Source organism: Bradyrhizobium sp. LVM 105 (assembly GCF_003957705.1).
GTDB lineage: Bacteria > Pseudomonadota > Alphaproteobacteria > Rhizobiales > Xanthobacteraceae > Bradyrhizobium > Bradyrhizobium frederickii.
In genome coordinates, this window is record NZ_QZMV01000026.1 from 21,339 (window position 1) to 45,713 (window position 24,375).

21 protein-coding genes are annotated in these 24,375 nt (G+C 59.7%); 6 read left to right on the plus strand and 15 right to left on the minus strand.

All coding sequences use genetic code 11. From position 1 onward, the window contains the following. Positions 1-59 precede the first annotated feature (59 nt). The gene (locus D6B98_RS36290; RefSeq protein ID WP_126261771.1) at positions 60-1,151 is read left to right on the plus strand and encodes a LacI family DNA-binding transcriptional regulator; all 1,092 of its coding nucleotides are present in this window, start codon (positions 60-62) and stop codon (positions 1,149-1,151) included. A gap of 162 nt (positions 1,152-1,313) precedes the next feature. On the opposite strand, the gene D6B98_RS36295 is transcribed toward D6B98_RS36290, so the two are convergent. Beyond that, on the minus strand, positions 1,314-3,950 hold the full coding sequence (locus tag D6B98_RS36295; RefSeq protein ID WP_126261772.1) for a CehA/McbA family metallohydrolase: 2,637 nt from the start codon (positions 3,948-3,950) through the stop codon (positions 1,314-1,316). A 198-nt stretch (positions 3,951-4,148) separates the two neighbouring features. Then, on the minus strand, positions 4,149-5,474 hold the full coding sequence (locus D6B98_RS36300) for an MFS transporter (RefSeq protein ID WP_126261773.1): 1,326 nt from the start codon (positions 5,472-5,474) through the stop codon (positions 4,149-4,151). Positions 5,475-6,184: 710 nt separating this feature from the next. Between D6B98_RS36300 and D6B98_RS36305 the strand changes: the two genes are divergently transcribed. Beyond that, on the plus strand, positions 6,185-6,967 hold the full coding sequence (locus tag D6B98_RS36305) for an enoyl-CoA hydratase-related protein (RefSeq protein WP_126261774.1): 783 nt from the start codon (positions 6,185-6,187) through the stop codon (positions 6,965-6,967). 58 nt (positions 6,968-7,025) lie between these two features. Here the strand turns inward: D6B98_RS36305 and D6B98_RS36310 are convergent, their stop codons facing one another. The 10 genes from D6B98_RS36310 to D6B98_RS36355 all read right to left on the minus strand — a co-directional run bounded on the left by D6B98_RS36310 (position 7,026) and on the right by D6B98_RS36355 (position 19,051). Beyond that, positions 7,026-8,243 carry a substrate-binding protein gene (locus tag D6B98_RS36310; RefSeq protein WP_126261791.1) on the minus strand — a complete coding sequence of 406 codons (1,218 nt, stop codon included), beginning with the start codon at positions 8,241-8,243 and terminating at the stop codon, positions 7,026-7,028. Positions 8,244-8,384: 141 nt separating this feature from the next. Then, the gene (locus D6B98_RS36315; protein ID WP_164719093.1) at positions 8,385-9,641 is read right to left on the minus strand and encodes an amidohydrolase family protein; all 1,257 of its coding nucleotides are present in this window, start codon (positions 9,639-9,641) and stop codon (positions 8,385-8,387) included. A 77-nt stretch (positions 9,642-9,718) separates the two neighbouring features. After that, complete coding sequence (locus D6B98_RS36320; RefSeq protein WP_126261776.1) at positions 9,719-10,414, minus strand: ABC transporter ATP-binding protein; 696 nt, start codon at positions 10,412-10,414, stop codon at positions 9,719-9,721. Then, positions 10,407-11,141: an ABC transporter ATP-binding protein gene (locus D6B98_RS36325; RefSeq protein WP_126261777.1), complete on the minus strand. Its 735-nt coding sequence runs from the start codon at positions 11,139-11,141 to the stop codon at positions 10,407-10,409. Before D6B98_RS36325 ends, D6B98_RS36320 begins: the two co-directional genes overlap by 8 nt. Next, on the minus strand, positions 11,128-12,138 hold the full coding sequence (locus tag D6B98_RS36330) for a branched-chain amino acid ABC transporter permease (protein WP_126261792.1): 1,011 nt from the start codon (positions 12,136-12,138) through the stop codon (positions 11,128-11,130). Before D6B98_RS36330 ends, D6B98_RS36325 begins: the two co-directional genes overlap by 14 nt. A gap of 65 nt (positions 12,139-12,203) precedes the next feature. Further along, positions 12,204-13,424 carry a substrate-binding protein gene (locus D6B98_RS36335; protein ID WP_126261778.1) on the minus strand — a complete coding sequence of 407 codons (1,221 nt, stop codon included), beginning with the start codon at positions 13,422-13,424 and terminating at the stop codon, positions 12,204-12,206. Beyond that, on the minus strand, positions 13,421-14,284 hold the full coding sequence (locus D6B98_RS36340) for a branched-chain amino acid ABC transporter permease (RefSeq protein WP_126261779.1): 864 nt from the start codon (positions 14,282-14,284) through the stop codon (positions 13,421-13,423). The genes D6B98_RS36335 and D6B98_RS36340 overlap by 4 nt, the downstream gene beginning before the upstream one ends. A gap of 892 nt (positions 14,285-15,176) precedes the next feature. Then, entirely contained in the window at positions 15,177-16,952 is a 1,776-nt protein-coding gene (locus D6B98_RS36345; RefSeq protein WP_126261780.1) for an FAD-dependent oxidoreductase, read from the minus strand. Continuing rightward, entirely contained in the window at positions 16,945-17,808 is an 864-nt protein-coding gene (locus D6B98_RS36350; RefSeq protein WP_126261781.1) for a phosphoenolpyruvate hydrolase family protein, read from the minus strand. Before D6B98_RS36350 ends, D6B98_RS36345 begins: the two co-directional genes overlap by 8 nt. Next, positions 17,801-19,051, minus strand: coding sequence for a Tm-1-like ATP-binding domain-containing protein (locus D6B98_RS36355; RefSeq protein WP_235884828.1), 1,251 nt, complete (start codon positions 19,049-19,051; stop codon positions 17,801-17,803). Before D6B98_RS36355 ends, D6B98_RS36350 begins: the two co-directional genes overlap by 8 nt. Before the next feature lie 51 nt (positions 19,052-19,102). Here D6B98_RS36355 and D6B98_RS36360 point away from each other — a divergent pair, with 51 nt between their 5' ends. Next, positions 19,103-19,513, plus strand: coding sequence for a hypothetical protein (locus D6B98_RS36360; RefSeq protein WP_126261782.1), 411 nt, complete (start codon positions 19,103-19,105; stop codon positions 19,511-19,513). Between the two features lie 494 nt (positions 19,514-20,007). Here D6B98_RS36360 and D6B98_RS36365 read toward each other — a convergent pair whose 3' ends face one another. Then, the gene (locus tag D6B98_RS36365; protein ID WP_126261783.1) at positions 20,008-20,205 is read right to left on the minus strand and encodes a hypothetical protein; all 198 of its coding nucleotides are present in this window, start codon (positions 20,203-20,205) and stop codon (positions 20,008-20,010) included. A 357-nt stretch (positions 20,206-20,562) separates the two neighbouring features. Between D6B98_RS36365 and D6B98_RS42030 the strand changes: the two genes are divergently transcribed. Beyond that, positions 20,563-20,766: a DUF6894 family protein gene (locus D6B98_RS42030; protein WP_430642541.1), complete on the plus strand. Its 204-nt coding sequence runs from the start codon at positions 20,563-20,565 to the stop codon at positions 20,764-20,766. A gap of 306 nt (positions 20,767-21,072) precedes the next feature. After that, entirely contained in the window at positions 21,073-21,774 is a 702-nt protein-coding gene (locus tag D6B98_RS36370) for an acyltransferase domain-containing protein (RefSeq protein WP_347338638.1), read from the plus strand. Positions 21,775-21,905: 131 nt separating this feature from the next. Here the strand turns inward: D6B98_RS36370 and D6B98_RS36375 are convergent, their stop codons facing one another. Beyond that, positions 21,906-22,187 carry a hypothetical protein gene (locus D6B98_RS36375; RefSeq protein WP_126261784.1) on the minus strand — a complete coding sequence of 94 codons (282 nt, stop codon included), beginning with the start codon at positions 22,185-22,187 and terminating at the stop codon, positions 21,906-21,908. A 40-nt stretch (positions 22,188-22,227) separates the two neighbouring features. Here D6B98_RS36375 and D6B98_RS36380 point away from each other — a divergent pair, with 40 nt between their 5' ends. After that, on the plus strand, positions 22,228-22,815 hold the full coding sequence (locus tag D6B98_RS36380; RefSeq protein ID WP_164719094.1) for a hypothetical protein: 588 nt from the start codon (positions 22,228-22,230) through the stop codon (positions 22,813-22,815). A 485-nt stretch (positions 22,816-23,300) separates the two neighbouring features. On the opposite strand, the gene D6B98_RS36385 is transcribed toward D6B98_RS36380, so the two are convergent. Further along, on the minus strand, positions 23,301-23,870 hold the full coding sequence (locus D6B98_RS36385; protein WP_126261786.1) for a hypothetical protein: 570 nt from the start codon (positions 23,868-23,870) through the stop codon (positions 23,301-23,303). Positions 23,871-24,375: the final 505 nt, after the last annotated feature.

Sequence of the window (24,375 nt, forward strand, 5' to 3'; positions counted from 1 at the left end):
ATGATGGTTTAACCCTTTTGAGAGGGTGCCCCTCTCCTTCTTCTGGTTGACCAACGCAAATGGACAAGAAACCTGTAATCGCGCCAAAAGGCCGCCTGCAGCCGCGCGTGAAGATCGAGGACGTTGCCCGGAAGGCGAATGTGTCGCCGGCGACGGTATCGCGAGTGCTCAATCACCCCGATATCGTACGGCCGGAGCTTCGCGACAGGGTCATGCGGCATATCAATGACCTCGCCTACACACGCGATAGCGCAGCCAGAGCATTAAAATCGGGACGCATGCGGACCGTCGGCGTCATCGTTCCGACGCTGGCGCTCGGTATCTTTGCAGAAGGGGTCGAAGCGCTCCAGAACCGCCTCAGCGAAAGCGGCTACACGCTGTTCATTGCGAATTCGCAATATGACCAGCGGCGTGAACTTCAGGAACTGCAAAGTCTCATTGAACGTGGCATCGATGGAATTGTGCTGGTCGGAGCTTCCCACGGACGGGAGCTGAGGAGTCTGATCGAACAGGCAAGCGTACCCGTCATCACCACCTATGTTGCCAAGGCCGGCGGCGGCATCCCCGCGATCGGAATCGACAACGAAAGCGCCACCCGCGAGATGACGGAGTATCTGCTAAGGCTTGGACACGTCCGTTTCGGCGCAATTGCCAACGTTGTTGCTGCGTCAAACGACAGATCCCGTGCCAGGCTTGAGGGAATTCAGCGCGCGCTCTCGGACGCCGGCCTCCCGCTCAAGCCAACCCAGATCGTCAAGGCCGATTATTCACTTGCCCAAGGCCGTAGTGCCCTTCGTCAACTCCTCACCGATCACCCGGACACGACAGCAGTCATCTGCACCACCGACACGCTTGCCATCGGTGCAATGGCAGAGGCTCGCAAGATGGGTCTGGCCGTACCGGCCACGCTTTCCATCACAGGATTTGACGATGTGGAGCTGGCGGCGCAAATGGACCCGCCGCTCACAACGGTCAGTGTTCCGGCAGCAGAAATCGGCCGGGGAGCCGCCGATTATCTCATCAATGCCATTGCTGGAAGTCCTGTCCCGAGAAGTGTCGTGTTGCCTTATCGGCTGGTCATGCGCTCATCGAGCGCGCCGCCGCGCTCCAGCGCCCGTCCCGCCCGTCGCGGGCGCAATCGAGATCATTGATCGGGCCACGGTTCCTGAAAACTATTCAGAACCGTAGCCTGGCCTTCGCGTCCCAAGACCCGGTGACGGAAGCTGCTCGCCCCATAACATTATTCGGCCGTAAGTAGAGGCGGCTGAGATGCGATGCGCCGCCTGCGCGATCGTCAATGGCACAAGATCTTCTCAATGCTCGCGTTCAACGTGAACGGAGTGAACGGGCGCATGGTGGTGGCTGGCGCCCAATTCGTGCAGTCTATGATGCAGGCGATGATGCGCAAGTTCCAGGGCAGCTCGCAGCCGCGAGTGTCGCGCTTCGTCGGACTTGGGAGCGAGCGTGTCCATATAGGCGATCGATCCCTCGATTTGTGCAAGGACCGAGACTGCATCTGCGGTGGCAAAGATGGGCATCTCGCCTACTTTGACATATACCGCACTGGTGTGCGCCGCAATGTCGGCCTCGCGTCCGGCGACACTGCCCCGAACGCGCAGCGCGATCCAGCATGACTCGCTGATCGGCAGCGAAAGCTGTCCCTTGCACGACAAGCCCCCACATCGAATCTCCTCGACGACGCGGCCGTTGCGGATCAGCTCCACCCGCGCTGACGGAACGCTGACCGATTCGATCCGCCAGTCGATCGTGAGGGTGCCGCCTGAATGGGGAAGCGCGACCGTTCCTCCAGGGCGCCGTCCTTCAACGATCATCTCAACCAGAGGCCCGACAGTGATGAACGTGTCCCCCCTACGTACGGCATCCATCCAGTTGCGATACGTGAAGTCGTTTTCGCCAAGCCGCACATAGGTCCGCGAGCCCCCGAGGAGTGCGGCAGCGTCCATCTTGTCGGAGCCGGCTACCAGCGGCAGATGGTACCCGATATTGAGGTAGCGATACCAGTCGGCAAGACCAAATGCGCTGATCTGCGCGGTCCGCGGGTTGAACGACATCATTTCGATGGCGTCGACAAGGCCGAGCACGATGTCGGCCGCACGTTCCGCCTGCGGGTTCGGCGCATGCGGCATTACGACCAGGCCCCCTTGCTGACGGCAGCGCTCCGCCCAGTCGGCCATGGTCGCTTCCAGAACATGGCCGATCGCAGCTTCGTTGGACCCGCCGCAAGAGAGCGGATTGATCATCTCACCTTCGTAGCCGAGTAGCGATATGTGCCCCAGAACCTGCATCCGGTTCTCCGTGCCGACCCGAACCAGGAATTCCCCGTCCCCGCCGAAATCCTTTGCCCCGATCGTCGTGCGTCCGTCGAAATCGGCGACGTTGGTGAATAGCTCGCCCCACTGTGCGGCGAGCAGGTTGACGACGTTGACACCCTCCGCCTTGCCCTCAAGCAGCGCTGTCTGCGGGCTCAGGAAATGGACGTGCGTATCAGAGCTGACCCATCCCTGTTCGCGCCAGCGCAGCACACGGTCGAGCGCAAAGGTGAGATTGTCCGTCGTTGCAGTGATTTCGACGATGGCGCGCAACGGACGCACCTCAAAACCCCTGCAGATCTCAACGAACACGGGCCCGAGCGGCAGGTCCGCCTCGCAGCTGCCGTCCACGTAGGCGTACTGGTTCAGCCCATTGGCAAATTCGCCCGAGAAGTCCTCGAACCTGCCGGTATTGACCTTGCGGTGATGTCCCTTGGGTGGCAGATACTCCCCGTGCTCACCATGGAGATGCAGCCGCGCGGCAACACGCACCCCGCTGCCCTTCTCAACGATGCGGATCTTGACCGGTCTTGTGGCCGGTTCGACTCTTGCCACGGTGAGCGAGGCGCCGCCTGCGTTAGCGCAACCTTCCAACGATCGAAGATCGAATATGTGCGAGCGGCCATCGTCGGAGCACAGATAGAGCCTTGCGTCGGGATGCGCGGAGTACTCGACGATGACATCGTTGGCGGAGCGCACGGGTTGCACATCAACTTTGGCGCCCAGCCAATCCGCTCTGGAGTACTCGAGCACTGCGCGGGCCGAGATAACCGTTCCGAGGTCCATGCCGATCTGCTCGCCTCGATCGTCGACATCGAGCTCGCCAAGCTTATTGAGATGAACCCCGGGCGGCAGCCTCACCTTCAGCTTGCGACGGCCCTGGAGGCGCAGCGGGTGCTGGGTGAGCGTTGTCGTCGTCACCGCAAAGACAAGCGAGATTTCCTGTTCCGCGCGCAAGCTTAGCGCCGAAAGCTCCTTGTCCGGATAGGGGTTCGGGAGCGCGTAAAGCCACAGGTTCTCACCTTGTCGATCCATGCGTCCCGATTGGGTGCGGGCCTCGCCCTGGAAGAAGCTCGCCCCCGGCGCTCTGCCGAGTATAAAGTCCTCGCCCGTGCTTGCATGCACGATGGGGCCGCGTAGCGGCAGGGCGGCGAACGCACTCGCACTCCAGGAGATGTGGTTCTGCTGGATCGCGAAGCGGCGCAGCACCGGCACGTCGGTCTCGCTGCCGTCGGCATAGCGGAGCCCGTATGTCGCCACCCGCTCGCCGAGTGGATTGCCTTCTACAGGTAGCGTAGCCGGGCCGATCTCTCCGAAACCATCGGGGCTTATACTGGGGCGGTCTGCGACCACTTGCACGAACAGCACATAGCTCGTCATTGCCCGCGGCAACGCAATTACGGCAGGAGGGGCCCCGGGGCGCAGCTCCAGCACATCCGGCCCTGTTTCGCTGCCGAAGAGAAAGGGCATGCCGCGATGAGTCTGGAGCCCGCGAAGCGAATCGATCCACCCGGTGTCACCCGGGCGGTTGGCGAAACCCTCACCGGTATTTGCGCGCCTAGCGTTGAAATATCGCGTCAAGTCGACAGGCGTGAAGTGTGGCGATGAAGGTGTTTTCATGCTGAGGACTCCAGTTTCAGCAACTCTGGTGCCGCGCAAGCAGTCTTTGTCTTGTGAATGACTGCTCGCGCAAGGAGGCTTGCGCCAATCCCATGCCTATGCCCATGCCCAGCATGAAGGGATACGCGCGAACCGTTATGTTTTGCACTTGATGCGAACACTTTGCGTCTGTCGCGGCGAAGCGCAGGGGCAGAGTGTTCATTCACCGATGTAGAGGCGACCCCGCTTCTTGGCGATGTGGTAGACCAGCACGCTTAGGAGCGCGATCAACGATCCGTAAACGGGAAACATCCAGGCGATGTGCTCGCGTTGCAACCAGACCAGCAGATAGGGTGACGTCCCGCCAAACAGAGAGACGCCGAGCGCATAGCCGAGAGCCACTCCGGTGGTCCGCACGGCGCGCGGCATCAGCGTGGTGGCGATGAAATTATAGAGGGCCATGTTGAAGCCCACGATCGCGCCGCCGAACACCGTGACAAAGAAGAACGTGACGATGCCTTTTTCCGAATAGAGCAGTGTCAGGAAGAAGCATGGAATGAGCAACAGGCGCAGCAGCGTGAACGCGCGCGAGGGTCGCACCTTGTCCGCGAAAGCGCCGATAAGGGGCGCCGTTGACATCCAGATCAGGACCATCAGCGTCATGATCCCGTACACATACGTGCTGTTCTCCTTGAAGACCGTGTTGGCCATGTTGGGCAGGCCGGTGTTCCACGCATAGTTGGCGATCTGCACCGAGCCGATCACCAGGATGACGGCGAGCAGCGAAAGGCGGACGCTCCATAGCGTTTTCCACACACCGCCAGTCGTTTCCTGAATACGCGAAGACTCGTCTTGCCGATGCATGGCTCGATTGATCAAGGTTTCCGGCACCGTGGTGCGCAAATAGATGATCAAAAGGCCCAGCAGGCCACCGACCGCAAAGGGTATGCGCCAGGCCCACTCGCGCATGGCTTCAGGTGCGACCGAGGCGCTCACCAGGAAGGCAACCAGGCTCGATCCAAGGTTTCCCAACTGGATAAATGTGCCACCAATCAGACCGAGGTAGTGCCCCTCTTTGCCAGGTGGCGCCAATTCAATTGCAATGGCGTTGGCGACACCAGCCTCAGCGCCAGTAGCAAGCCCCTGAATGAGCCGCATGATCAGCAGCGCTATCGCCGCCGTGACGCCGAGATCCTTGTAGGTGGGCAGCAAGGATATCAAAAGCGAGCAAACCGCCATGGCCGTAACCGAGATCAACATCACGCGCTTGTGGCTGATGCGATCTGCGACCGGCCCCAGCAAAGCCGCGCCCAGCGGCCGAGCGCAAAAACCCGCCCCGTACACGGCCAGTCCCGCTAGCAGCGAGGTGGTGGGATCATCGGAAGGGAAGAAGTGCGGCGAGAGAAACGCTGCCATTACGCCGTAGACATTCCAGTCGTACCACTCCAGCGCCACCCCTCCTCCAAGGCCGGCGGTCATCCGCTTGTTGGCAGTTTGCTTGTCAAGCTGGATGGGTACTGCGCTGGGCTGAGCAATGATGTTCATGGGTCCTCGGGCTCTATTGATGTCGTTAATAATTTTAAGGGTCGCGCGAGAACGAGCAGCCGCTCGTCGGCCCAACTGCGCCCGCAGCGGCGGGGTCTATGAGAGCGGCGGCCTTGAGGAGGCCGGACCGCGGAAGCGCAGGCGCAAAGGGTGCCCGGGATGCCGGTGGAAAGCCCGCCTCCCTTCGCGTATTTGCGGGCCTCGCCTCAGGAGCGGCCATTGCACGATCCTAACGGCGCAGGACGCCTCCATCGTTGCCTCCGACTTGCGCGGCGGCTCGCATAAAGCGCGCGCGACATTCCGTGCCATTCCCATGGCTAACCCTCCTCCTGTTGCTCTTAGCGCGCTTCTGAAGAAGCTGATGTTCTTGTTGGACGGCGCGGCGTCAAAGAGCGCCGCAGCGTCAATGAGATCCTTCAGATGCGCCCGCTCTCGCTGGCCGCACGCTTCCGGTTTCCCGCATTTGTCAGCCTTTTTCTACACCATTCCTGAAATCGATTTCACGATCAATAAGAATTCAGAACTGTGGAGTCAAGCCGCTTTTCAAGGCTAAGGCGCGCCTCATGGGGCGCCGTCAGCCCGCTTGAGCGACCGGTGCCAGCGGCGCGGGGACTGATTCAGCCCAAAAACAGGCCCTAAGAACCGTCGTTGCCAAGAAATCGATTTCAGTTTATGCGCTGGTTCTCATATTCCTTCAGGAGAACCGCTCCATGACCAAGACGTCCGATCTCATCCAGTCGACATCTGTCGCGCCCCACGTGCGCCTTTTGACGCTGAATAGGACATCGAAACGAAACGCCTTGAGCAACGAACTGATTGTGGATCTAGGCGCGACCTTGCGGGATGCCGCAATTGACGAAGATGTCCGCTGTGTCGTGATTTGTGGCAGCGATGCGTTCTTCTCTGCCGGCGCCGATATCAAGGAGATGCGAGAGCGCGGCTTTGAGGCAATCGACAATCCCGCGCGACGTTCTGCCTGGCGGGATGTCGCCAATTTCCCCAAGCCTCTCATTGCCGCAGTCGAGGGCATTTGCTTCGGCGGCGGCCACGAATTGGCACTGCTCGCGGACATCGTGATAGCAGGCGAAGGGGCGGTATTTGGACAGCCTGAGATTAACATCGGGATATTGCCGGGCGACGGCGCGACGCAAAGGCTGACACGCGTTGCTGGCAAATCGCTGGCCATGCTGATGATCCTGAGCGGCCAATCCATCACGGCGCGGATCGCGATGCAGGCCGGCCTTGTGGCGGAAGTTGTCGAAAGCGGCAGGGCGCAGATTCGTGCGGTCGAACTAGCCGATCTGATTGCGCAAAAGCCTCCCCGTTCGGCTGAACTTGCCAAAGCTGCAGTTCTCGCCGCGTTTCAGACCACGCTGGACGCCGGGCTCGAGTTTGAACGGCAAGCGATCCGGTTTGCCTTCAGCACAGCTGACCAGCAGGAAGGCATGAACGCCTTCTTTGAGAAGAGGCCGCCAAACTATCGCGGAAACTAGCTACCGCGATCTGCTCGCATGCGGCGCCAGCAAAGCTGGACCGCGTAACATGGGCCTTTCAACACTCCTTTGGGTCGACCAGGCCGGCGCTACGGGCGACGATTTCGTATTGGCCGGCCCTTGCCACACCAACGTACATGTTCATCCTACAGTGGCGCTTGCCCGGCACCATCTCCGCCGGCCCGCCAGGCCCTTCCGCAAGCTTTGCGTGGTCGAGAGCGGCGGCGACCGCCTCGCGGTCAAGCGTACCAGCTTCCTTGACTGCGGCTTCCCACAGCTTCAATCCTCGATAAGTGCCGGTCGCGGCGCTGCCTGCTGAGAACCGGAACTTGCCAGGAAACTGCTTTTCGTAGGCCGACTGAATTTTGGCGCTCACCGGATCTTCCACCGCGAACGCCCTGTAGTAGTCCAGGCTGCTGGCGAGGCCTTCGATCTCGTGAGCCTGATTCATTTCGAGCGTGTTCTCGTCATAGTAGACGCAGCCAAGCCGTCCCCCATTCCTGGAAAAGCCCGCTTCATAAAGCTGTTTGAAGAAGGAGCCGACGCCCGGGGGGATGACGCTGTTGAAGACCACGTCTACTTTGTTGGACGTGATGCGGCTCACGGTCGATGAAAAATCGATCTGGTCAAGGGGATAGTACTCCTCGAACACCACCTCCCCGCCGCTGCTCTCGATCACCTTGCGCGCATAGGCGTTGATTGTTTGCGGCCAGACGTAGTTGGAGCCAGGCAGCGCGAAGCGTCTGCCCCCGTTCTTGATCAGCCAGGGGATGAACCGGTCGCAATTCTGCGCCGGAACCGGGCCGGTGCAGAACAGATTGGGCGTGCACTCCTTGCCTTCGTAGGCCTGCGGATAGATGTAGAGCGTCTTGCCACGAGAGATGATGATGTCCTTGATGGCGTTACGCATCGAGCTCGCAATGCCACCGAGCACCAGGTCGACCTTGTCTCGCTGAATCAGCTTGCGGACATTGCCGACAGCGACGGACTCGTTGGACGCGGTGTCCTCGATCAGGAGCTCGATGGGGCGCCCCAGTAGACCACCGGTCTCGTTGATCTCGTTGACCACCATGCGAGCGACATTGGCGTCGGTATTCCCGGCAAACCCGAGTGCCCCCGTAAGGTCGGTGGCAATGCCTATCCTGATCGGGCCTTCGGCGGCGTTGGCCCAGTCAGGACGGATCACCCAGCTGGCCGGGCCGGCCGCAATGGCCGCCGACGCAAAGGCGAAATTGTAGAGAAAGCGGCGGCGGCTGAGTTGTCGGCGATCATTCAACATCGAACTGACCCATAGCCTTAAATCCACGTGCCTTGCTCTTTCCCCGGGACCGGCAGCCTGAAAGCTATCTGTCATTTTAGGTTTCAAGCAGCCTCTTCCGCTCGCGTTTGGGTAAAATCGCGTAACAAAGGGCAGCCTTCAGGACAGTCTGAAAAACTCCTTCGCGTTCCCGCCAAGGATTCTGATCGCCAAACGCTCTGCGTCTCGCGACTGAAAGTAACCGTTCGCGACTTTTTCGTTCAGAACCTCACCGATCAACCGGCGTGCGCCCTGTATCGCGGCAAACGTCTCCTCAACGTGAAGACAATCTCCTCCGATCATCATTCGCGATTCATCTGGCAGGACTTCAATGGATTCGTGGAGGGCAAGCTTGAAATGTGACGGGCTCAATAGAAAAGACCAGCACAAATCAAGCCAGACATTTCGGTACACAAAGGCCATTCCCAACAGGTCCCGGCTCCATGGATAGGCCAAATGCATCAACAGAAAGCGGGTCCGAGGATGACGCTCAATCAACCCGGTCATGCGTAGGGGGTGGGAGCCGCTTATGATTGCCGTTCCAAGATGAGTTTGGACTGGCAGGTCGGCCTCGCCTGCGAGTTGGCAAAACAAGTCGACGACAAAGTCGCAGAACGCCTTGCGCGCCGCAGGGGATGGAGACCTTTGTCCCCAAGCCTGCCGAGCCAGTTCCTCGTCCGGTTCGTCAAAGCTTAGATCCCGGTCATAGGCGAGTGCGTTCTTGAGCGCGATGTGATTGCGCCGTGAGCAGCCGGCAACGAGCTCACGGATTGCGTCGCAATAATCATCGAAGGTTTTCACCTCGAGGCCGAGGCGCCGCAGCAACGTATGCCCGCAATTTCCATTATGATCGCGAGATTCGGGGTGCCAGCCGAGGGCGAATGCGTTAATCCGCAGGACCGCATCGTAACTTTGCCCAAGGACCGGCCGCGGATCCATCAACGGATCGAGAAAAGGGTCTGTTACGATCCTTCCGATGGCGGCCCGCCCGATCACCTCACTTGGCCATGTCGCCTCCTTGTGACGCAAGCGCACTGACGCATCTACCGCCTCCCAGTTGTCGCGAGTGATTCCAGTGTCGGCGACGCCGTAAAGCTCGGCGACTCCGCGGACGAGGTTACGGACGAATGCGTTCGATCCGCTCCTCTCGAGGAACGGCGCAAGGGCCTCCCAGGTGGTCGGCTCGGGAGGGATAGATACCATTTCGATGGTTGCCTTAGGCTCGGATGGCAGCACGTGACTCGTCCAAGCCGCATAGCTCTGTTGGAACAGTTTCAACAGATTTACGTCCGCGCTATGTGCGACCTCGGCCATGTGATGTTCATGGACATCGACGACTTGGCACGAATTGACAAAATCGCTCATGGTTTCGGACATTGCCCCTCTCCGTTCAGCCATCGCAAGAAACTCAAATGCGCCACCTTCGACATGGAGATAGCCTCCGGCGAACGCCTCTACGGCGCTAGATACGACAACAGCCGCGGGTCGTTGCGCAGCTGCTGCGACGCGCCCGAAAGCGCGACACGGCCGCGATCGAGCACATAGGCCTGCTCCGCTACGGGCATTGCGAGGTCGAGGTGTTGCTCGACGATGATGATGGCGATCTCTCTGGCTAGCTCGACCAACCGCTCGGTGATCTCCTCGATGACACCGATCCAGACACCCTCGGTCGGCTCGTCCAGCAGGAGGAGTTTCGGGTTTCCGAGGATCGCGCGCCCTATTGCGAGCATCTTGCGCTCGCCACCGGAGAGCGTTCCGGCCGGCTGATCGAGGCGCTGGCCGAGTTTCGGAAACATCTTCATCACCCGCTCCACTGCCGATCCATCGGGGTGCAAAAGCGATCCGACGGCGAGATTGTCACGCACGGAGAGGCGCGCGAACACTGAATGCTCTTGCGGCACATATCCAATGCCGGCCCGCACCCGCACTTCGGTCCGCCGGCGATCGATGTCTTGGCCGTTGAACTGCACGCCGCCCTTCCATGCCGGCAGTTCGCCGACAATCGCTTTCATGAGCGTGCTCTTTCCGGCGCCGTTGCGGCCGAGGACGGCGACCCCGCCATGCGGCGGGATGGCCATATTGACGCCGAACAAGACTTGGCTACGTCCATAGCCGGCATCGAGATGCTTGATATTGAGGAATTCAGGCACGGCGCAGATAAATCTCCTGGACGCTTCTGTTGGCTTGGATCTCGGCAACCGTTCCTGACGCCAGCACCTTGCCCTGATCAAGCACCGTCAAGCGGTCGCAGATGTCGCGGATGAAATCCAGGTCGTGCTCCACGATGACGAGCGAGCAATGCTGTTTGATCGGCTGCAGCAATTCGCCGGTGACGCGGCGCTCTTCCAGGCTCATGCCGCCGGTGGGCTCGTCCAACAGCAGCAGGCGGGGTCGGCATGCGAGCGCCATCGCGATCTCCAACCATTGCTGCTGCCCGTGAGATAAGGTCGCCGCAGCATCAAAGGCGCGATCGGCGAGCCGGAACTGGAGCAGCATCGTCATGACCTCCTCGTGCAGTCGTCCTCGAGTGCGCGAGAACGCCAGGTCCAGCAGTGAGGACCTGGCCTGCAGCGCGAGCAGGATGTTGTCGTAAAGCGTGAGGGTCGGTAGGACGGCGGTGATCTGGAATTTCAAGCTCATGCCAGCTCGCGCACGCTCTGGCGGCGTAAGCGAGGTGACGTCAGTGTTGATGAACGTCACCTTGCCTCGGGTTGGCACGAGCGCACCTGCAAGACACTTCATCAGCGTGCTCTTGCCCGAGCCGTTCGGTCCGATCAGGCCATGAAACTCTCTGTCGCCGACCGTGAGCGCCGCTCCGTCTAGCGCCGTGAGCTTGCCAAAAACCTTGGAGACGCCGGCGGCTTCAAGGAGCGGCATTGCGCTTCTCCTTCAGGCTCGGGCCGAAACGACCGACACGTTCTCGCTCACCTAGCACGAGGCTGATCAAGCCGAGGGGCCGGAACAGAATGACGAGCAACAGCAGAACGCCGAGAATGATCGGCCAGATATCGCGATAGTTGTCGGAAAGCCAGAAGCTGAGCCCCTCGACAATCGCGGTGCCGACGACCGCACCGATCAATGTCCCGGAGCCGCCGAACAAGACGTAGAGAACGACCTGGGTCGACATGACCACGCCCAGCATGTTTGGCCAGACGAACCCCTCGTGAAACGCATAAAGGCTTCCGGAAGTACCTGCAATCGCGCCGCTGATTGCGAATATGATCGCCTTCAAATGTTGCACTTTGTACCCGAAGAAGGCGATCCGCTGTTCGTTCTCTCGCAATCCCGCGAGCGCCAGGCCGAACTGGGATCGCAGCAAAAAGCGCGACAGAAGATAGATCAGAACTAGAATGGCGAGCACCAGGTAGTAGAAACCTGGTCCCTCGCTCAATTCGTGCGAGCCGATGGTCATCGGTTGGATCGAAGGGATACCGTTCTGGCCGCCAAGATAATGTGACCCTCTCGCCAGGCGGTCAGCTGCGTAAGCTCCGGTCATAGTACCAAGGGAAACGAAGACTACACTGGAGGGATGACGGCCGAGCAGCAGGAAGCCTGCCAGCAGCAATGCCGCCACAAAGCCTATCAGGGCTCCGGCCGGAAGAACGGCAAAAATCGATCCGACCCCGAAGTCGCGTGAAAGCAGCGCCACACCGTAGCCGGCCATGCCGAAGAACAACGACTGGCCCAAGCTCAATATCCCGGCATAGCCCCACACCAGGTCGAACGACAACGCGAAGAGGCACAGTATTAGCACTCGCGTCGCATAAACAGTGATGTAATCCCGCAGGACGAGAGGTGCGATCGAAGCCGCAATCAGCAATGCTAGTTCGAGAATCGGAAGCACCTTCGTTCGCCCTGCGAAGGCAGATGCCAAGGGGAGCGAACGAGCAGCTTCAATGACGCGTGGCGGAGGCTGTATGCCAGTGCCGGTCGATGACATCAGCACTCCTTCGGATCGACAAGGCCGGCGCTACGCGCGACAATCTCGTACTGGCCGCCCTTCGCCACTCCGATGTACATATTCATCTTGCAGTGGCGCTTGCCGGGCGCCATCTCGGCAGGCCCGCCCGGCCCTTCTGCGATCTTGGCGTGGTCGAGGGCGGCAGCTACCGAGTCGCGGTCAATTGTACCAGCCTCCTTCACCGCCGCCTCCCATAGCTTCAGTCCGCGATAGGTGCCGGTAGCGGCGCTGCCTGCCGAGAACCGGAACTTGGCAGGGAATTGTTTGTCGTACGCCGATTGGATCCTGGCGCTCACTGCATCCTCCGCCGCCAGCACCTTGTAGTAGTCGAGGCTGCTCGCGAGCCCTTCAATCTCGTGAGCCTGGTTCATTTCCAGGAAGTTTTCGTCGTAATAGACGCAGCCCAGCCGCCCGCCGTTTTTGGAGAAGCCGGCCTGGTAGAGCTGTTTGAAGAACGGGCTAACGCCGGGCGGAACAATAGCGTTGAAAACCACGTCTACTTTGTTGGATATGATGCGGCTAACCGTAGAGGAAAAGTCAATCTGGTCGAGCGGGTAGTATTCTTCAAAGACGACTTCGCCACCGCTGCTCTCAATCACCTTGCGCGCATAGGCATTAATTGTTTGCGGCCAAACATAATTGGAGCCAGGCAGGGCAAAGCGTTTGCCACCATTTTTGATCAACCAGGGAATGAACTGGTCGCAATTCTGAGCCGGTACCGGCCCGGTGCAGAACAGAGAGGGCGTGCACTCTTTGCCTTCGTAACCTTCCGGATAGATATAGAGCGTCTTGCCGCGAGAGATAATGACGTCCTTGATCGCATTGCGCATCGAACTCGAGATACCCCCGATCACCAAGTCGACCTTATCTCGCTGAATCAGCTTGCGCACATTTCCCACGGCGACGGATTCGTCGGAGGCAGTATCCTCAATCAGGAGCTCGATCGGGCGTCCCAATAGGCCGCCGGAATCGTTGATCTCCTTGACCAGCATGCGAGCGACATTGGCGTCGGTGTTGCCGGCAAAGCCGAGTGACCCCGTAAGATCGGTAGCAATGCCGAGCCTGATCGGGCCTTCCGCAGCATTTGCCCAGTCCGGGCGGATCACCCAGCTGCCTGGGCCCGCCGCGATGGCAGCCGAAGCGAAGGCAAAATTGCCGAGAAAGCGGCGGCGGCTCAGTTCACGGCTGGCGTTGATCATCGGTTGACCCCTCTTCCCGAAATTAGGCCTTGCGGCCGGAACTTGATGAAAATGATGGCGAGCACGAACACCAGAACGTCGGCGATCACCGGCGACATCAGCCAAGGCAACCAGGCACTGAACGTGCCGATGACGCTGGCGCCAGCGACCGGGCCCGCGAAGGACCCGACACCGCCGACCATCACGGCAACAAAACCCTGGATAAGAAATCGGATGCCGAGATCGGCGAACAGCGAAAAGACCGGCACGATCAGCGCGCCGGCGAGGCCCGCGAGCGCCGCGCCAAACGCAAAGGTGACGCTGTAGATCATGCCCGTGGAGATGCCCGAGGCACGCGCTAGCTGTGGGTTCTCCAGCGAGGCGCGGACCCGCAGCCCAAACGAGGTGTAGGCGAGCAGTGCATGGCTCGCGGCCATCACCAGCAAAGTGATGATGACGATGACGCCGCGCCAGGCAGCGAAATGCAGACTACCGATCGTGATAGAGCCACTGATTGGCTCCGGCACGGAGAGATAGAGTCCGCCGGTCAGGCCGCGCACGGCTTCACGAATGATCAGCCCGAGCGCATAGGTGCCAAGCATGGCGACGATTGGAGCGGCGTAGAACCGTCGCACCACGACTTTTTCCAGCACGAAACCAAGCGCGCCGACCGCGACGGGCGCGACAAGCATGCCGAGCGGGACCGGCAAACCGAGGCTGTGCACGAGATAAGTGACGTAGGCGCCGAGCAGGACGAACTCGCCCTGGGCGAAGTTGAAGATACCCATCATGCTGGCAATGATACCGAGGCCGAGCACGACCAGGACAACGATCGCGCCGAAGCTCAAGATTTCGAACATGGCGATAAGTAGCGTATTCATGCCGCTGCCTCACATTCCTTGAGATTGCGAGCACATCTTCTTCACCCCGATCGTTTGAAGGGGTGAGCTACTCGTTGGAAACGAAGGGCTGCTGGCACGAGAGCGCTCCTAGAAGGTCATCCCGGCAATGGGAGTTGCAGGCGATGGTGGGCTTCTTGGGCGGCCCGCCTGTCGGCGCTTCATTCACGACATGCTGCGCGAGATTGCCTAGAGAAAGGTAGGGAGATCTGAGTAATTTTGGGTAATGTTCGCCGGGCAACCGACATTGCGCCCGCGTAAAGAGAGCCGCCTGCGGGCCGCAAACGTTCTCGCCAGGCCAATTTCAATTCAGCCAAAACGATAGGAGAGCTACCCGCATGTCCTAACCGAGTCGCAGGGGGCGCAAACGCGTTCCGCGGCGAACGATGTCGAAGCATTGGAAGAAATCAGGTGAAATGACGCACTACTTGACTATGCCGCAGGCTGTTTGTTCAGTACTGAAAAGCTCATTGCGGCCGAACACCTGCCTTGCCAACCAGCGGAAAGGTAGATTCAGTTCCCCCGCACACGTGTTTTACGAGGTTTGGAGCAACTCGTCGGACGCCGGAGGCGTGTCATTATACTCTTCGAGCCGCCTGATGACGGCGCATGACAACCCGCTTCGGTCAGCGAATTCCTTCACCGACCAGTTCAGCATCACCGGGGGCTCGCAACTGCGTCCCGGTGAGCTTTGATGCGGGCCGACGGTTGCGACGATCTTGGTGTTGCGTGAGCGGCGCATCGTGCCCTCCAAATCATGAGATCATAGCTGCATGAAAACCCGGCAGGGCTCATAAGGTGTTTATAGCGGTGCTGGTAGGCCATGCGCACCGCTGGTCCGTCGTCGCGGGGCGAACAGGAGAGAACACTCGGCTTATACTCTGGATGCCGCCGCGGGCTGCCCCTGTCGCGCCGACCGCACGATGCGGTCGATCGCGCGATAGGCGAACACAATCGCCGGCCCGATCGTAATGCCTGCGCCAGGATAGAATCCACGCATTGGCGAGGTCATGTCATTGCCGCAGGCATAAAGACCTGCGATCGGCGCCCCATGTCCATTCAGGACCTGTCCCTCTGCATCTGTTGAGAGGCCGGTCGCCGTCCCAAGGGTTGCCGGGACAATTGGGAGTGCGATGAATGGGCCGCTTTTGATAGCCCCAAGGTTCGGGTTTTTCTTTGCGACCGCCGGATCTCCCAGCGTACGGTTGAAAGCCGATTCACCCCGGTTGAAGAGCGGATCGCGTCCTTCAGCTGCGTGGGCATTGTGTTCTTCAACGGTCTTTTGGAGCTCGTCGGGGTCGAGGCCCAATTCCGCTGCAAGCTCCGCAATAGTCCGGCCGATCTCGATGTAGCCCAACCGGGCATACTTGTTGATACTCAATGTCCATGGCCAGGGGAGCAGATGTCCCATGCCCCTGAGGCGGACGAATTCCTTGTCGCAGATGAAATAGAACCGCTTGTCCGCCGGATAACCGTTGTTGAACATGGCAAGGCAGATATCATGATACGAATTGGATTCGTTGACGAATCGCTTGGCGTTTGGCCCCACCGCGATGACGCCTGGACGGCCACGATCGAGCCAGCCGTAGGGGACCACTTGCGAGGAGCGCCCGCTCCTGAGGATCGAGACGGGCGTCCAGAAGCCGCTCGATGCCACGTCATTATCAATTGCCGCTCCGAGCTTGCCTGCGAGCGCAATACCATCACCAGTGACATCGCTGTGGGCCAGCGTATCATTGTGCTGGTGGGCTCCGCTGAGCTGGGCTCGCAATTTTCCGTTCCGCGCAAAGCCACCAGTTGCCAGGATCACTGCGTGCGCGGCGCGCATGCGGAGATCGGCGCTATCCCGCTTGAGGAGTGCGCCAGTAACTCTCCCTCCCTCCCTCGTCAGATCTACCGCCGGGCAGCGTGGCCAGATTTCAACGCCATATCTGCGCAGGCTTACCAATAATTGCGCGATCAGCGCATTGCCGCCACTGAGTTCAGTGCCCCTCCTGTAGCGCAGCCGGTCGCCTGCGTAGCGGCTGACCCGGCGCAGGACGTGCTTGAGCGAGGCAACCGACTGGAAGGGGTTGAGGAAGCTTCTGACCTCGCCAGACGAAATCATCATGCCGCCGAGCACGACGCGAATCGGATCACCTATCAGGTCGAAATCCTTGCCGAGAAGCCGTCCGTCGTAAGGTGCTGGGCTCAGCGCCCGCCCCTTGTCGACCCCGCCGATTTGGCTGGAATGATAATCCGGAGCGGAGGCCAGTGTGAACTTCACTTCACTCCCATTCTCCAAGCTGGCGAGCGCCGTTGGGCCGTCTTCAAGATAGGCGTCCACGAACTCGGGGCGATAGTAGTTGCCAAGTTCTTGTTGCAGATAGATCTTCGCATTCGCAATCGAATCATCGATTTTCGCGGCTCGGGCCTGCATTGAGCATGGAACCCAGATCATGCCGTTCGACAGGGCGGTCGTGCCACCGAGCCGGTCAGACTTCTCGCACACCGTGACGCGAAGTCCGGCCTTTGCCGCATAGAGCGCTGCGGACAGTCCAGCGGCGCCGCTGCCGATCACGAGCACGTCCGTCTCCAAATCGTGCGTTGGCTTGCTCGCTTTGGAGAAGGAAGCTGCATTGGGTTTCAATTCGGTGATTGGGCTATTCATTCGTGCCTCGGTGCAGATTCTGCAGTGAATGCTGGCGCTCTCGCGGGAGGGGAACGGCCTTGAATTCTTCGGCTGCAGCCTTCACCGCCCGCTCGATCGGGATCCGTTCGATGGAGGAGGCGCCAACGAAGCCAACACAACCGGTCGAGCGGTAGACTTCCGAGGTATCCTGGGGCTCAGCGATTTCCCCGCCATGGCAAAGAAGCGTGACGTCCGGGCGGACGGCTTGAGCTGCATCATTGATATCGTTGATGCGCCTGATGGCCTCTTCAATCGACTTTCCCTCCTCATGTCCCACAAGCCCGCCGCGCGTTGCGCCAACATGTGGGACGATGCAATCGGCTCCAGCGCTTGCCATCGCTTTGGCGTCGTGCGGGCTTGCCACATACGCGAGCGAGAAGATGTTCTTCTTACGGGCCGCCGCGATCATCTCAACTTCACGCTCAAAGCCGAGCCCCACGCGGCCTCGACGCTCACGCCATTTCTCACCCATCGTTGAAATGGTCGGATAGTTGATCACGCCGGAGAAGCCGGCAGCCCAGAACTTGTCCAGAAGATCATCGAGGTCGAGCCGGAGGGGATCCCAGGCCTCGACACCGCCTATAACAGGAACGGAGGACACGACATTGCGGATCTCCGCCGCCAGCTCAAGCGTCCGCGCATTGGAATCGCCGATCCGGCTCGTCGGCAGCCCCATCAACCGCGATAACCCAGTACTGTAGACCACGAGCATGTCAGCCCCGCCCAGAGCTGCGCATTTTGCGACGAGCCCGCAACTGCTCGCCGCGGCAAGCACTGCCTTTCCCGCCGCAACTTGAGCTATGATCTTTGCGAGTATTTCGGACCGATCAAACATCCGCACGGGACGACCCTCCTGGCGTCAGTCGTTCAACGATCCACGATGCGGCCGCGTCCGCAAATTCCGGATCGTTGATGTGACAATCCAGCTCGCGGGCGATGATCGAGGGCGGTAGGTTTTGCCTGACAGCGTCGAACCAGGCTCTATCGGCTTCAGGATTTCGAAAGATTCCACCGTCCCGGTCATAGTCAGACACCCCCTTGGCCGGCCACAACACGAGGGCGGGCGCCTTTGCTTGCGAGAGGCGCTCTGCTGTGAGCGTGCCTATGCGCTCGTTCTCCGAGGCGGTCGTGCGCATGAGCGTCGTGAAGGGAGTATGCGAATAGAATTGGCGCCCCTTGAACTCGGCAGGCACGCTCGAGGGAGGGCCAAAGTTCACCATGTCGACAGCTCCCGGCGCGATAAGCTGAGGAATCATGCGGTGAGAAGCTGCTTTGAGCCGATCCGGACCTGCACTGGCCGTACCGCCGACCAGCTCGTCAGCGAGCTCGGTTGTGGTCAAATCGATCACCGCATCGAACTCACCGGCGGACACGAGCTGCTCCATCTTGCGGCCCCCAGCGCCATTGGCCGGAAAGACAATCGCGTCGAAGCCGGCCTCTGCCAGCCGCGCTACACAGCGATTTGCCGCCGGCGTCGTGACCCCAAAGGCCGTGATCGCAACAGTCTTTCTCTTCCGCCGCTCTCGAGCAGGCACATAGCGCATCGCCGCAATGGCGCGCCCTGCATTGCCCAGAACGCGTTCGGTGAACGCGTTGATTCCGAACAGATCGACCAGGGTCGGATAGAGGATGATGTCATGGTGGAGGGCGAGTTCGGCCAGGAGGGCTGGCCTCGCGCTGCTCACCAGCAGCTTTGGGAATCCATACGGCAAATCCGATACAACTTCACCGAAGACTGCGCTACCTTTGCCGCCCGCCACTCCGACGGCGGCGTCGATCGCACCTGATCGCAGGAGCTCCTTGACTTCTTCACGCGCGCTTGCGGCTATTTCCCGTAAGAGCTCAGCGGGTGCAGCCATCCGTTCATCGCTGCTATCCGCCTCGCTTCTGCACCTCCTGTTTGATGTGCCTACATCAATCGTAAGAGTCTTGCGGCCCCACTGTTCGATGACGCGCGCAAGATAAGCGCTTTCGCGGCCCTTTGTGTCCAAGGTTGCAATAATCGCGACCTTGCCCGCATGATCGGAGGCGTGACCATCCCGGACCGACCTCAGGTCGCCCGCGCAATGGTGAGACACGATCTTCCTCCTAGACGTTTCTGGACATTTGGAGGTCTAGATCGAAGTAAAATGGCCCATAAGCCCGGATACGAGCGCAACTGGGTAAAGTTGGGTAAGCACGCCTATCCTTTCCAGATTGCCCGCATGGAGCGCCTGCGGGAGCTGCTCGCGATCAACTCAGCGAGCCCCGTGATCCTCGCAGAAATAGCTCCGGTCCCGGAGCCGGCTGAAAATCACCGAGGGAAGACCCTCTCCCGCCCGGCTCAGCAAGCGATCGAGCAAGGGACCATTGAGGGCCCGGACGCTGAAGCTGGGCGAGAATCGCGGACATTGGCCGAGGACGGGCTAGACCTTGAAGCGAGGGGCGCAAGCAAGATAGTTCTGGAGCAATCGGAAGATCTCGACCGGCTGACCGTCCAGACAATCAGGCTTCCGGCCAGCAGCGAGATCGTTCGCCGCAGCCCGCCCCAAAACCGCTAGGAGCCAGGCCAATGGCACCGAGATCCTCTAGGGGCCACAAGTCGAGGCGTTGCATTCACTGTGGCCAGGTTGGACCTCACGTTGTCGTCCTCGGGGGATACGCACACCGCCGCTGCATCGGCAAAGCCGATCCAAGTGCCGCGACGAGAGCCATTGCGCCCCACGGAGAAATCTCCTCCGGGCCGCAGGACCTGAGCCCGAGGTCCCGATCCCGGTGGTCGCCAGCATCTTGGCACGCCGCTCTGTGAGGCTTCCCCTCTACCATTCACGCGCGCAGCCGCAATCTCGCGCCCGACGTCGGCGATCAAGCCGCTGCGCCTTTTTGCCGTTGGCGGAACTGCAGGTGCAGCGCGCTTACAGAAGCATCCATTGCGCCGCGTGCACACAGGCCTCAACCGCGAGGCAAAGCTCCGGTCCCTGAAACGCCGCAGTTCAGACGCCCAACAACGATCTGACTTCCTCAGCGCATGATCGCGGGACTGGAGACGACATGATCACGACTGCGCCCTCGTCACGGTGAGGTGAAGCCTCTGCCCGTTCTCCAGGAGAACAGATAACACGGGGCAGTCGCCATTGGTCTTGCCGATGGAAACCGCAGCCTTGCGCTGCCCGAACGAGTAGTGTCTCAGGAGGGCTTCCTTGAAGTCCTCAGCAAGTATTTCCAGCGGGTCTGAAAGCACGGTGGCCGCCATAGATTTGGCTCCTGCGCGCGTTGAAACTTCAGCATATCCTTGTTGCAAACCTATTTGCGGCGTACTCCCCCTGCACTTGGATACTTTCCTGCATCGCCCGAGCATTTCGCGGTGAAATCCACCTCAAGCGAGGCTGTATGGCGAGTGCCCGCCGGACGCGGCTGAACGCTTAAATGAGGTGTTATCGGCGCCGGTTGAGTTCGGCGGGAGCTGGCAGTTCGGAAGCTCGCACGTGAACCGCTTCGTATCTTTCCAATAAGGCGCCGGATTTCGGCAGCATAAGGTCCGAGATCAGGGAATTCCGCTTTACTTGCATAGTAATGTCATTGCGTCCGAAGCAACGAACCGAGCGAACAAATGGCTCGTTTTTACTTCAACCTGGAATGCAAGCACAATGTCGCTGATCCCGGCGGGCTGGCATTCGAGAGCGAGCTCCAAGCCTTTCGTGCGGCACAGCGTCTAGCAAATGACCTAGCGAGTGCTCAGCCTCCACTACGGGGTACAACTTGCGTGGTTGTTACACGTAACGATCGGGGTGAGTCCTATTACGTGAGCGTTTGACGAGCTTGCCAATCAAAGCTTTCGGCCATACTGCGCTTCGATTGCTGCGCTTTCCTGGCATTCCAAGCCAGTAGATGGAGGACACCGCGTCCTTGGCGACTCTCCTCAACGAATTCGGATCGAGACTAATCAGCTGGCCATCTTGTCGCGGACCAGCCTGCCGCAGAGCCGGTTTTCGCCGCAGCAACCGCTTGTCTCGGCGAAGACTCGCGGGAGTTCACCAGGACGCGCAGCGCCGATGCGCTGTCGGCCAACCAAGTCAGCCAAATCCTGACCGTCACATCGGCGCTCGCGATCCACGCCTGCATTGCCGATTTGCCAACCGAGCCGACCGCCATCGCCGGCTATAGCGTCGGCGAGAAGGCGGCCTGGGGCGTAGCAGGAGTTTGGACGGCGAACGAGGCTTTGCGGCTGACAGACATCCGTGCACGATTGATGGATGGCGCGGCAGGACCTGGCGGACGGCTCGGCTATGTCCGCGGGCTCGCTCAGACCACGCTCGAGTCCTTACTTGCGAAGCATCGCTGCGAGATTGCAATCAGAAATCCCGACCTTCTCTACGCCGTCGGCGGCGCTGAGCAGGACGTTTTCAAGCTCTGCGAGGAGGCGCCATCGCTGGGCGCCACGCGCGCCGGCCTGATCGCCGTCAGGATCGGCTCGCACACTTCGCGACTTGAGGCGGCCTGCGATCCCCTACAACAGGCGCTCGCGGCAAGCACGCGCGCGCCCATCGCCGAGCGAAAGATCCTCCTTGCCGGTGATGGGGGCCCGCGCCTGTTCTCCGCATCGAATGCCATGGCAAAGCTCGCCAGCCAGGTCGCGCGCCCTATCGACCTCGCCGCAACGCTGGAGGCTCTTGCCGAGCAAGGAGCCGATCGTGTGCTGGACCTCGGCCCAGGACACGCACTGGCCGAAATGATGAAAGGCGTCTTTCCATCGATCCGCTGCTATGCCGCCGACGGGTTCCGCAGCATCGACGGCTTGCGCAACTGGATCGCCCTCCAATAACGCGACGTCCCGAGCTTCGAACGGTTATTGGGGGTCCAGACCCGCAAACAGAAAGGGCTTCGTACGTCTCGAGTACAAAACTTCCACTACTCGCAACTCAGGCTCGATCGTCCAGACGTCCTCGATCCGATCTAGCCTGCCAGGTAATCGGCAACGCGCACATCGGCGCTGCCGCGGAATGAGCTAGGAGATCCCGTCCATTCGAACCCGAACAGGTCGTACAGGGACACACCTTCCGCCAGCCACGCATGTAGCCATGTCTTAATAGGGATACATCCAATAAGTCGTGTTGGAATCGTCGGGCACCCACACGCCCTCAGGCGCAACATCTCCGCCACGTCATCCGGCGTCTTCATCACCTGCCCCCATGGATCAATCCATGACGAGCCTTCAGTGATTCGTTCCTGCTTCATTCACTCTCTCCCCAGCTATCCGAGGAGGGGGCAATTCCTCGTGACGCTGAGGGGCAGTTTTCCATGGCGCGCGACAGGCACGAACTTTGAAGGCGCCGCTCGCTTTGCGTGTCATGATGTTGCTGAGGACGAATCAGCCGAGATTTCACCAATGCAAGTGGACACAATTGGAAGACCCGAGCAACTGAGTAACGTGCAGCCGGGTGAATGTATCTTTTTCGATTCCAGCAACGGAATGCGATTCGGAATGCTCACCAAGGACGGCAATCAGAAAGGCTTTCTCGTATTTGCAAAATCGGATGATGGCCGTGCACCTTGGGTCATCACCGGAGGACTGCCGCAAAACGTGCTTGTCGTCGACAAGGTGCAGATCAGGGCTGATTGGACAAGCGCCGCGATAAGTGCGGCATCTCAAATTGGCGAAATCACGAGCGCTGCCGGTAATTTCTATATGAGAGCAGCTCTGCGGAAGATGGAGACGGTCTCAATCAACCTCGCTAGCGGCCTTCTAGATGATCCTCCGTCTCTGGGTCCGATTTTCCATTATGCCCGCTGGAGCGCAGGTCTTGTGAGGGACGGCAAATGGTTGTCGCTCGTTGAGTTTCCATTCACGAAAGGATCCGTCTGATGGCAACGCGCGACGAAGAGATATGGCAGGTCAAAACGGCTTCAGCGGCGCTCATAGCGATGTTTGGTGAGAGCGCAAGAGCAATCAGATCCTCAGTTCGAAGAGCGCTTCCTAGCGATCCTTGAGCGAGCCTACTACCATTTCCGCGACGATTGTCCGAATGCCCCCGACGGCAAACCGCGCGAAGTGACGACTGTGCTCGAAATGCTTTCGTCGACGCGTGAGCTGCTCACCGGTTGGAACAATATCACGGGTCAAGGCGAACCATTCTTGAAGCCATAGGGCAATACTCATGCAGACCAAAGGCTCGCCGACAAATCCAAATGAAAGACGCCGCCAACTGGGGCGTCCTCACTTTAGGGCGATCGATTAACCATCGCTTGCGGAAGCGGGTCGGAGCGCTTTTTGGATTTCGCGTCATTGGACCATAGTACGCCCTCAATCAAGCCCAGGGATATTTACAGAGATACTTTCTGCGAGTTGTTTCAAGGTGCCCTTAGAGATATCCCCATCTGGCTCGACAACCGAGCAAGTGCGAGCGCTGCCCCTTTATCTTTCAGCGGCTGAATTTCCCCCTCTAGCAGCTTCCTCTTCAAATCATGAAGGTGAATCGCGGCAGCGCCGGTGAGGTTGTCTTGCCTAATCTCAGTCTCCGCCAGCAAACAGGCTGACTCAACTAGAGTGAATCTCCCCCTGGTTCGAATTGAACGAGCAATTCCACTTGGAGCGATTTCACCGACTGACTCATCGGCCACCTCTTCTTTGGGAGGCGGTTCATCCGACTTGTGAAGCGGCTCCTTGCTCATCTTGCGGGAGCGCCACGACAATGGGTACTCCCGATACAGCTCTCTCCGACAGAACTTGATCCAGACATATCCGTATGCGGTGCCCGTTGTCTGCCGACCTATTTTGACAGCGTGCAGGGCCGGGCTTGGCTTCCTGTCTATGTCCGAAAGATCTAACTCCAAAAGTGACCAGCTTTCCGGTGCAATTTTCTCGTATGGCTTTTTTCCATCCGGCGTGCCGAAGGCGGTTATTTCTCCCAGCCGCAGCAAATCATGTAGTTCATCTTCGATCCGCTTTCACAGCCTACCCTCGATAATGCCGGACGGAGTCAGATGAGATGCATACCTAAGAGGGGTCGTTAGCGCCCGCTTCGTAGTAACCGTTTTGCGTGCCTGCTGTTTCGCGCAATGGCGTTGAATGCTTCCGCGCCGTTCAAGTCTGGTCGGAGTTCTACAGGCAAGACGAATGGCCTTACCTGTCGCCAGAGTCCCGGCAGGAACACCGTTCCAAGCAGCGCCCCAAAACCGCGCATCGCGAAGAGCATGCGAGGACGCCTGAATCTCCATCAAACCAAACAGCCAAACGCAACGGCCCAGGCGACCGATCGCCCTTGAAGGCGACACGCGGTTAGGACTTCGGATTAAGCGGAAATGACGATACGGAGGAATGTGTGATAGCCGTATGCACTGCTGCTAGGCTGAGCTGGTCCCGCAAATCTGAACAGCGCGATAAGTGGAGTTTCTGCCTGACGGCGGGCAAGATTGACCCGCGAAT

Bases quoted from the DNA above. Each gene is read 5' to 3' on its own strand.
- D6B98_RS36290 (WP_126261771.1), top strand. From the start codon at position 60: ATGGACAAGAAACCTGTAATCGCGCCAAAAGGCCGCCTGCAGCCGCGC.
- D6B98_RS36295 (WP_126261772.1), bottom strand. From the start codon at position 3,950: ATGAAAACACCTTCATCGCCACACTTCACGCCTGTCGACTTGACGCGA.
- D6B98_RS36300 (WP_126261773.1), bottom strand. From the start codon at position 5,474: ATGAACATCATTGCTCAGCCCAGCGCAGTACCCATCCAGCTTGACAAG.
- D6B98_RS36305 (WP_126261774.1), top strand. From the start codon at position 6,185: ATGACCAAGACGTCCGATCTCATCCAGTCGACATCTGTCGCGCCCCAC.
- D6B98_RS36315 (WP_164719093.1), bottom strand. From the start codon at position 9,641: ATGTCCGAAACCATGAGCGATTTTGTCAATTCGTGCCAAGTCGTCGAT.
- D6B98_RS36325 (WP_126261777.1), bottom strand. From the start codon at position 11,141: ATGCCGCTCCTTGAAGCCGCCGGCGTCTCCAAGGTTTTTGGCAAGCTC.
- D6B98_RS36335 (WP_126261778.1), bottom strand. From the start codon at position 13,424: ATGATCAACGCCAGCCGTGAACTGAGCCGCCGCCGCTTTCTCGGCAAT.
- D6B98_RS36340 (WP_126261779.1), bottom strand. From the start codon at position 14,284: ATGAATACGCTACTTATCGCCATGTTCGAAATCTTGAGCTTCGGCGCG.
- D6B98_RS36345 (WP_126261780.1), bottom strand. From the start codon at position 16,952: ATGAATAGCCCAATCACCGAATTGAAACCCAATGCAGCTTCCTTCTCC.
- D6B98_RS36350 (WP_126261781.1), bottom strand. From the start codon at position 17,808: ATGTTTGATCGGTCCGAAATACTCGCAAAGATCATAGCTCAAGTTGCG.
- D6B98_RS36360 (WP_126261782.1), top strand. From the start codon at position 19,103: ATGGCCCATAAGCCCGGATACGAGCGCAACTGGGTAAAGTTGGGTAAG.
- D6B98_RS36365 (WP_126261783.1), bottom strand. From the start codon at position 20,205: ATGGCGGCCACCGTGCTTTCAGACCCGCTGGAAATACTTGCTGAGGAC.
- D6B98_RS42030 (WP_430642541.1), top strand. From the start codon at position 20,563: ATGGCTCGTTTTTACTTCAACCTGGAATGCAAGCACAATGTCGCTGAT.
- D6B98_RS36375 (WP_126261784.1), bottom strand. From the start codon at position 22,187: ATGAAGCAGGAACGAATCACTGAAGGCTCGTCATGGATTGATCCATGG.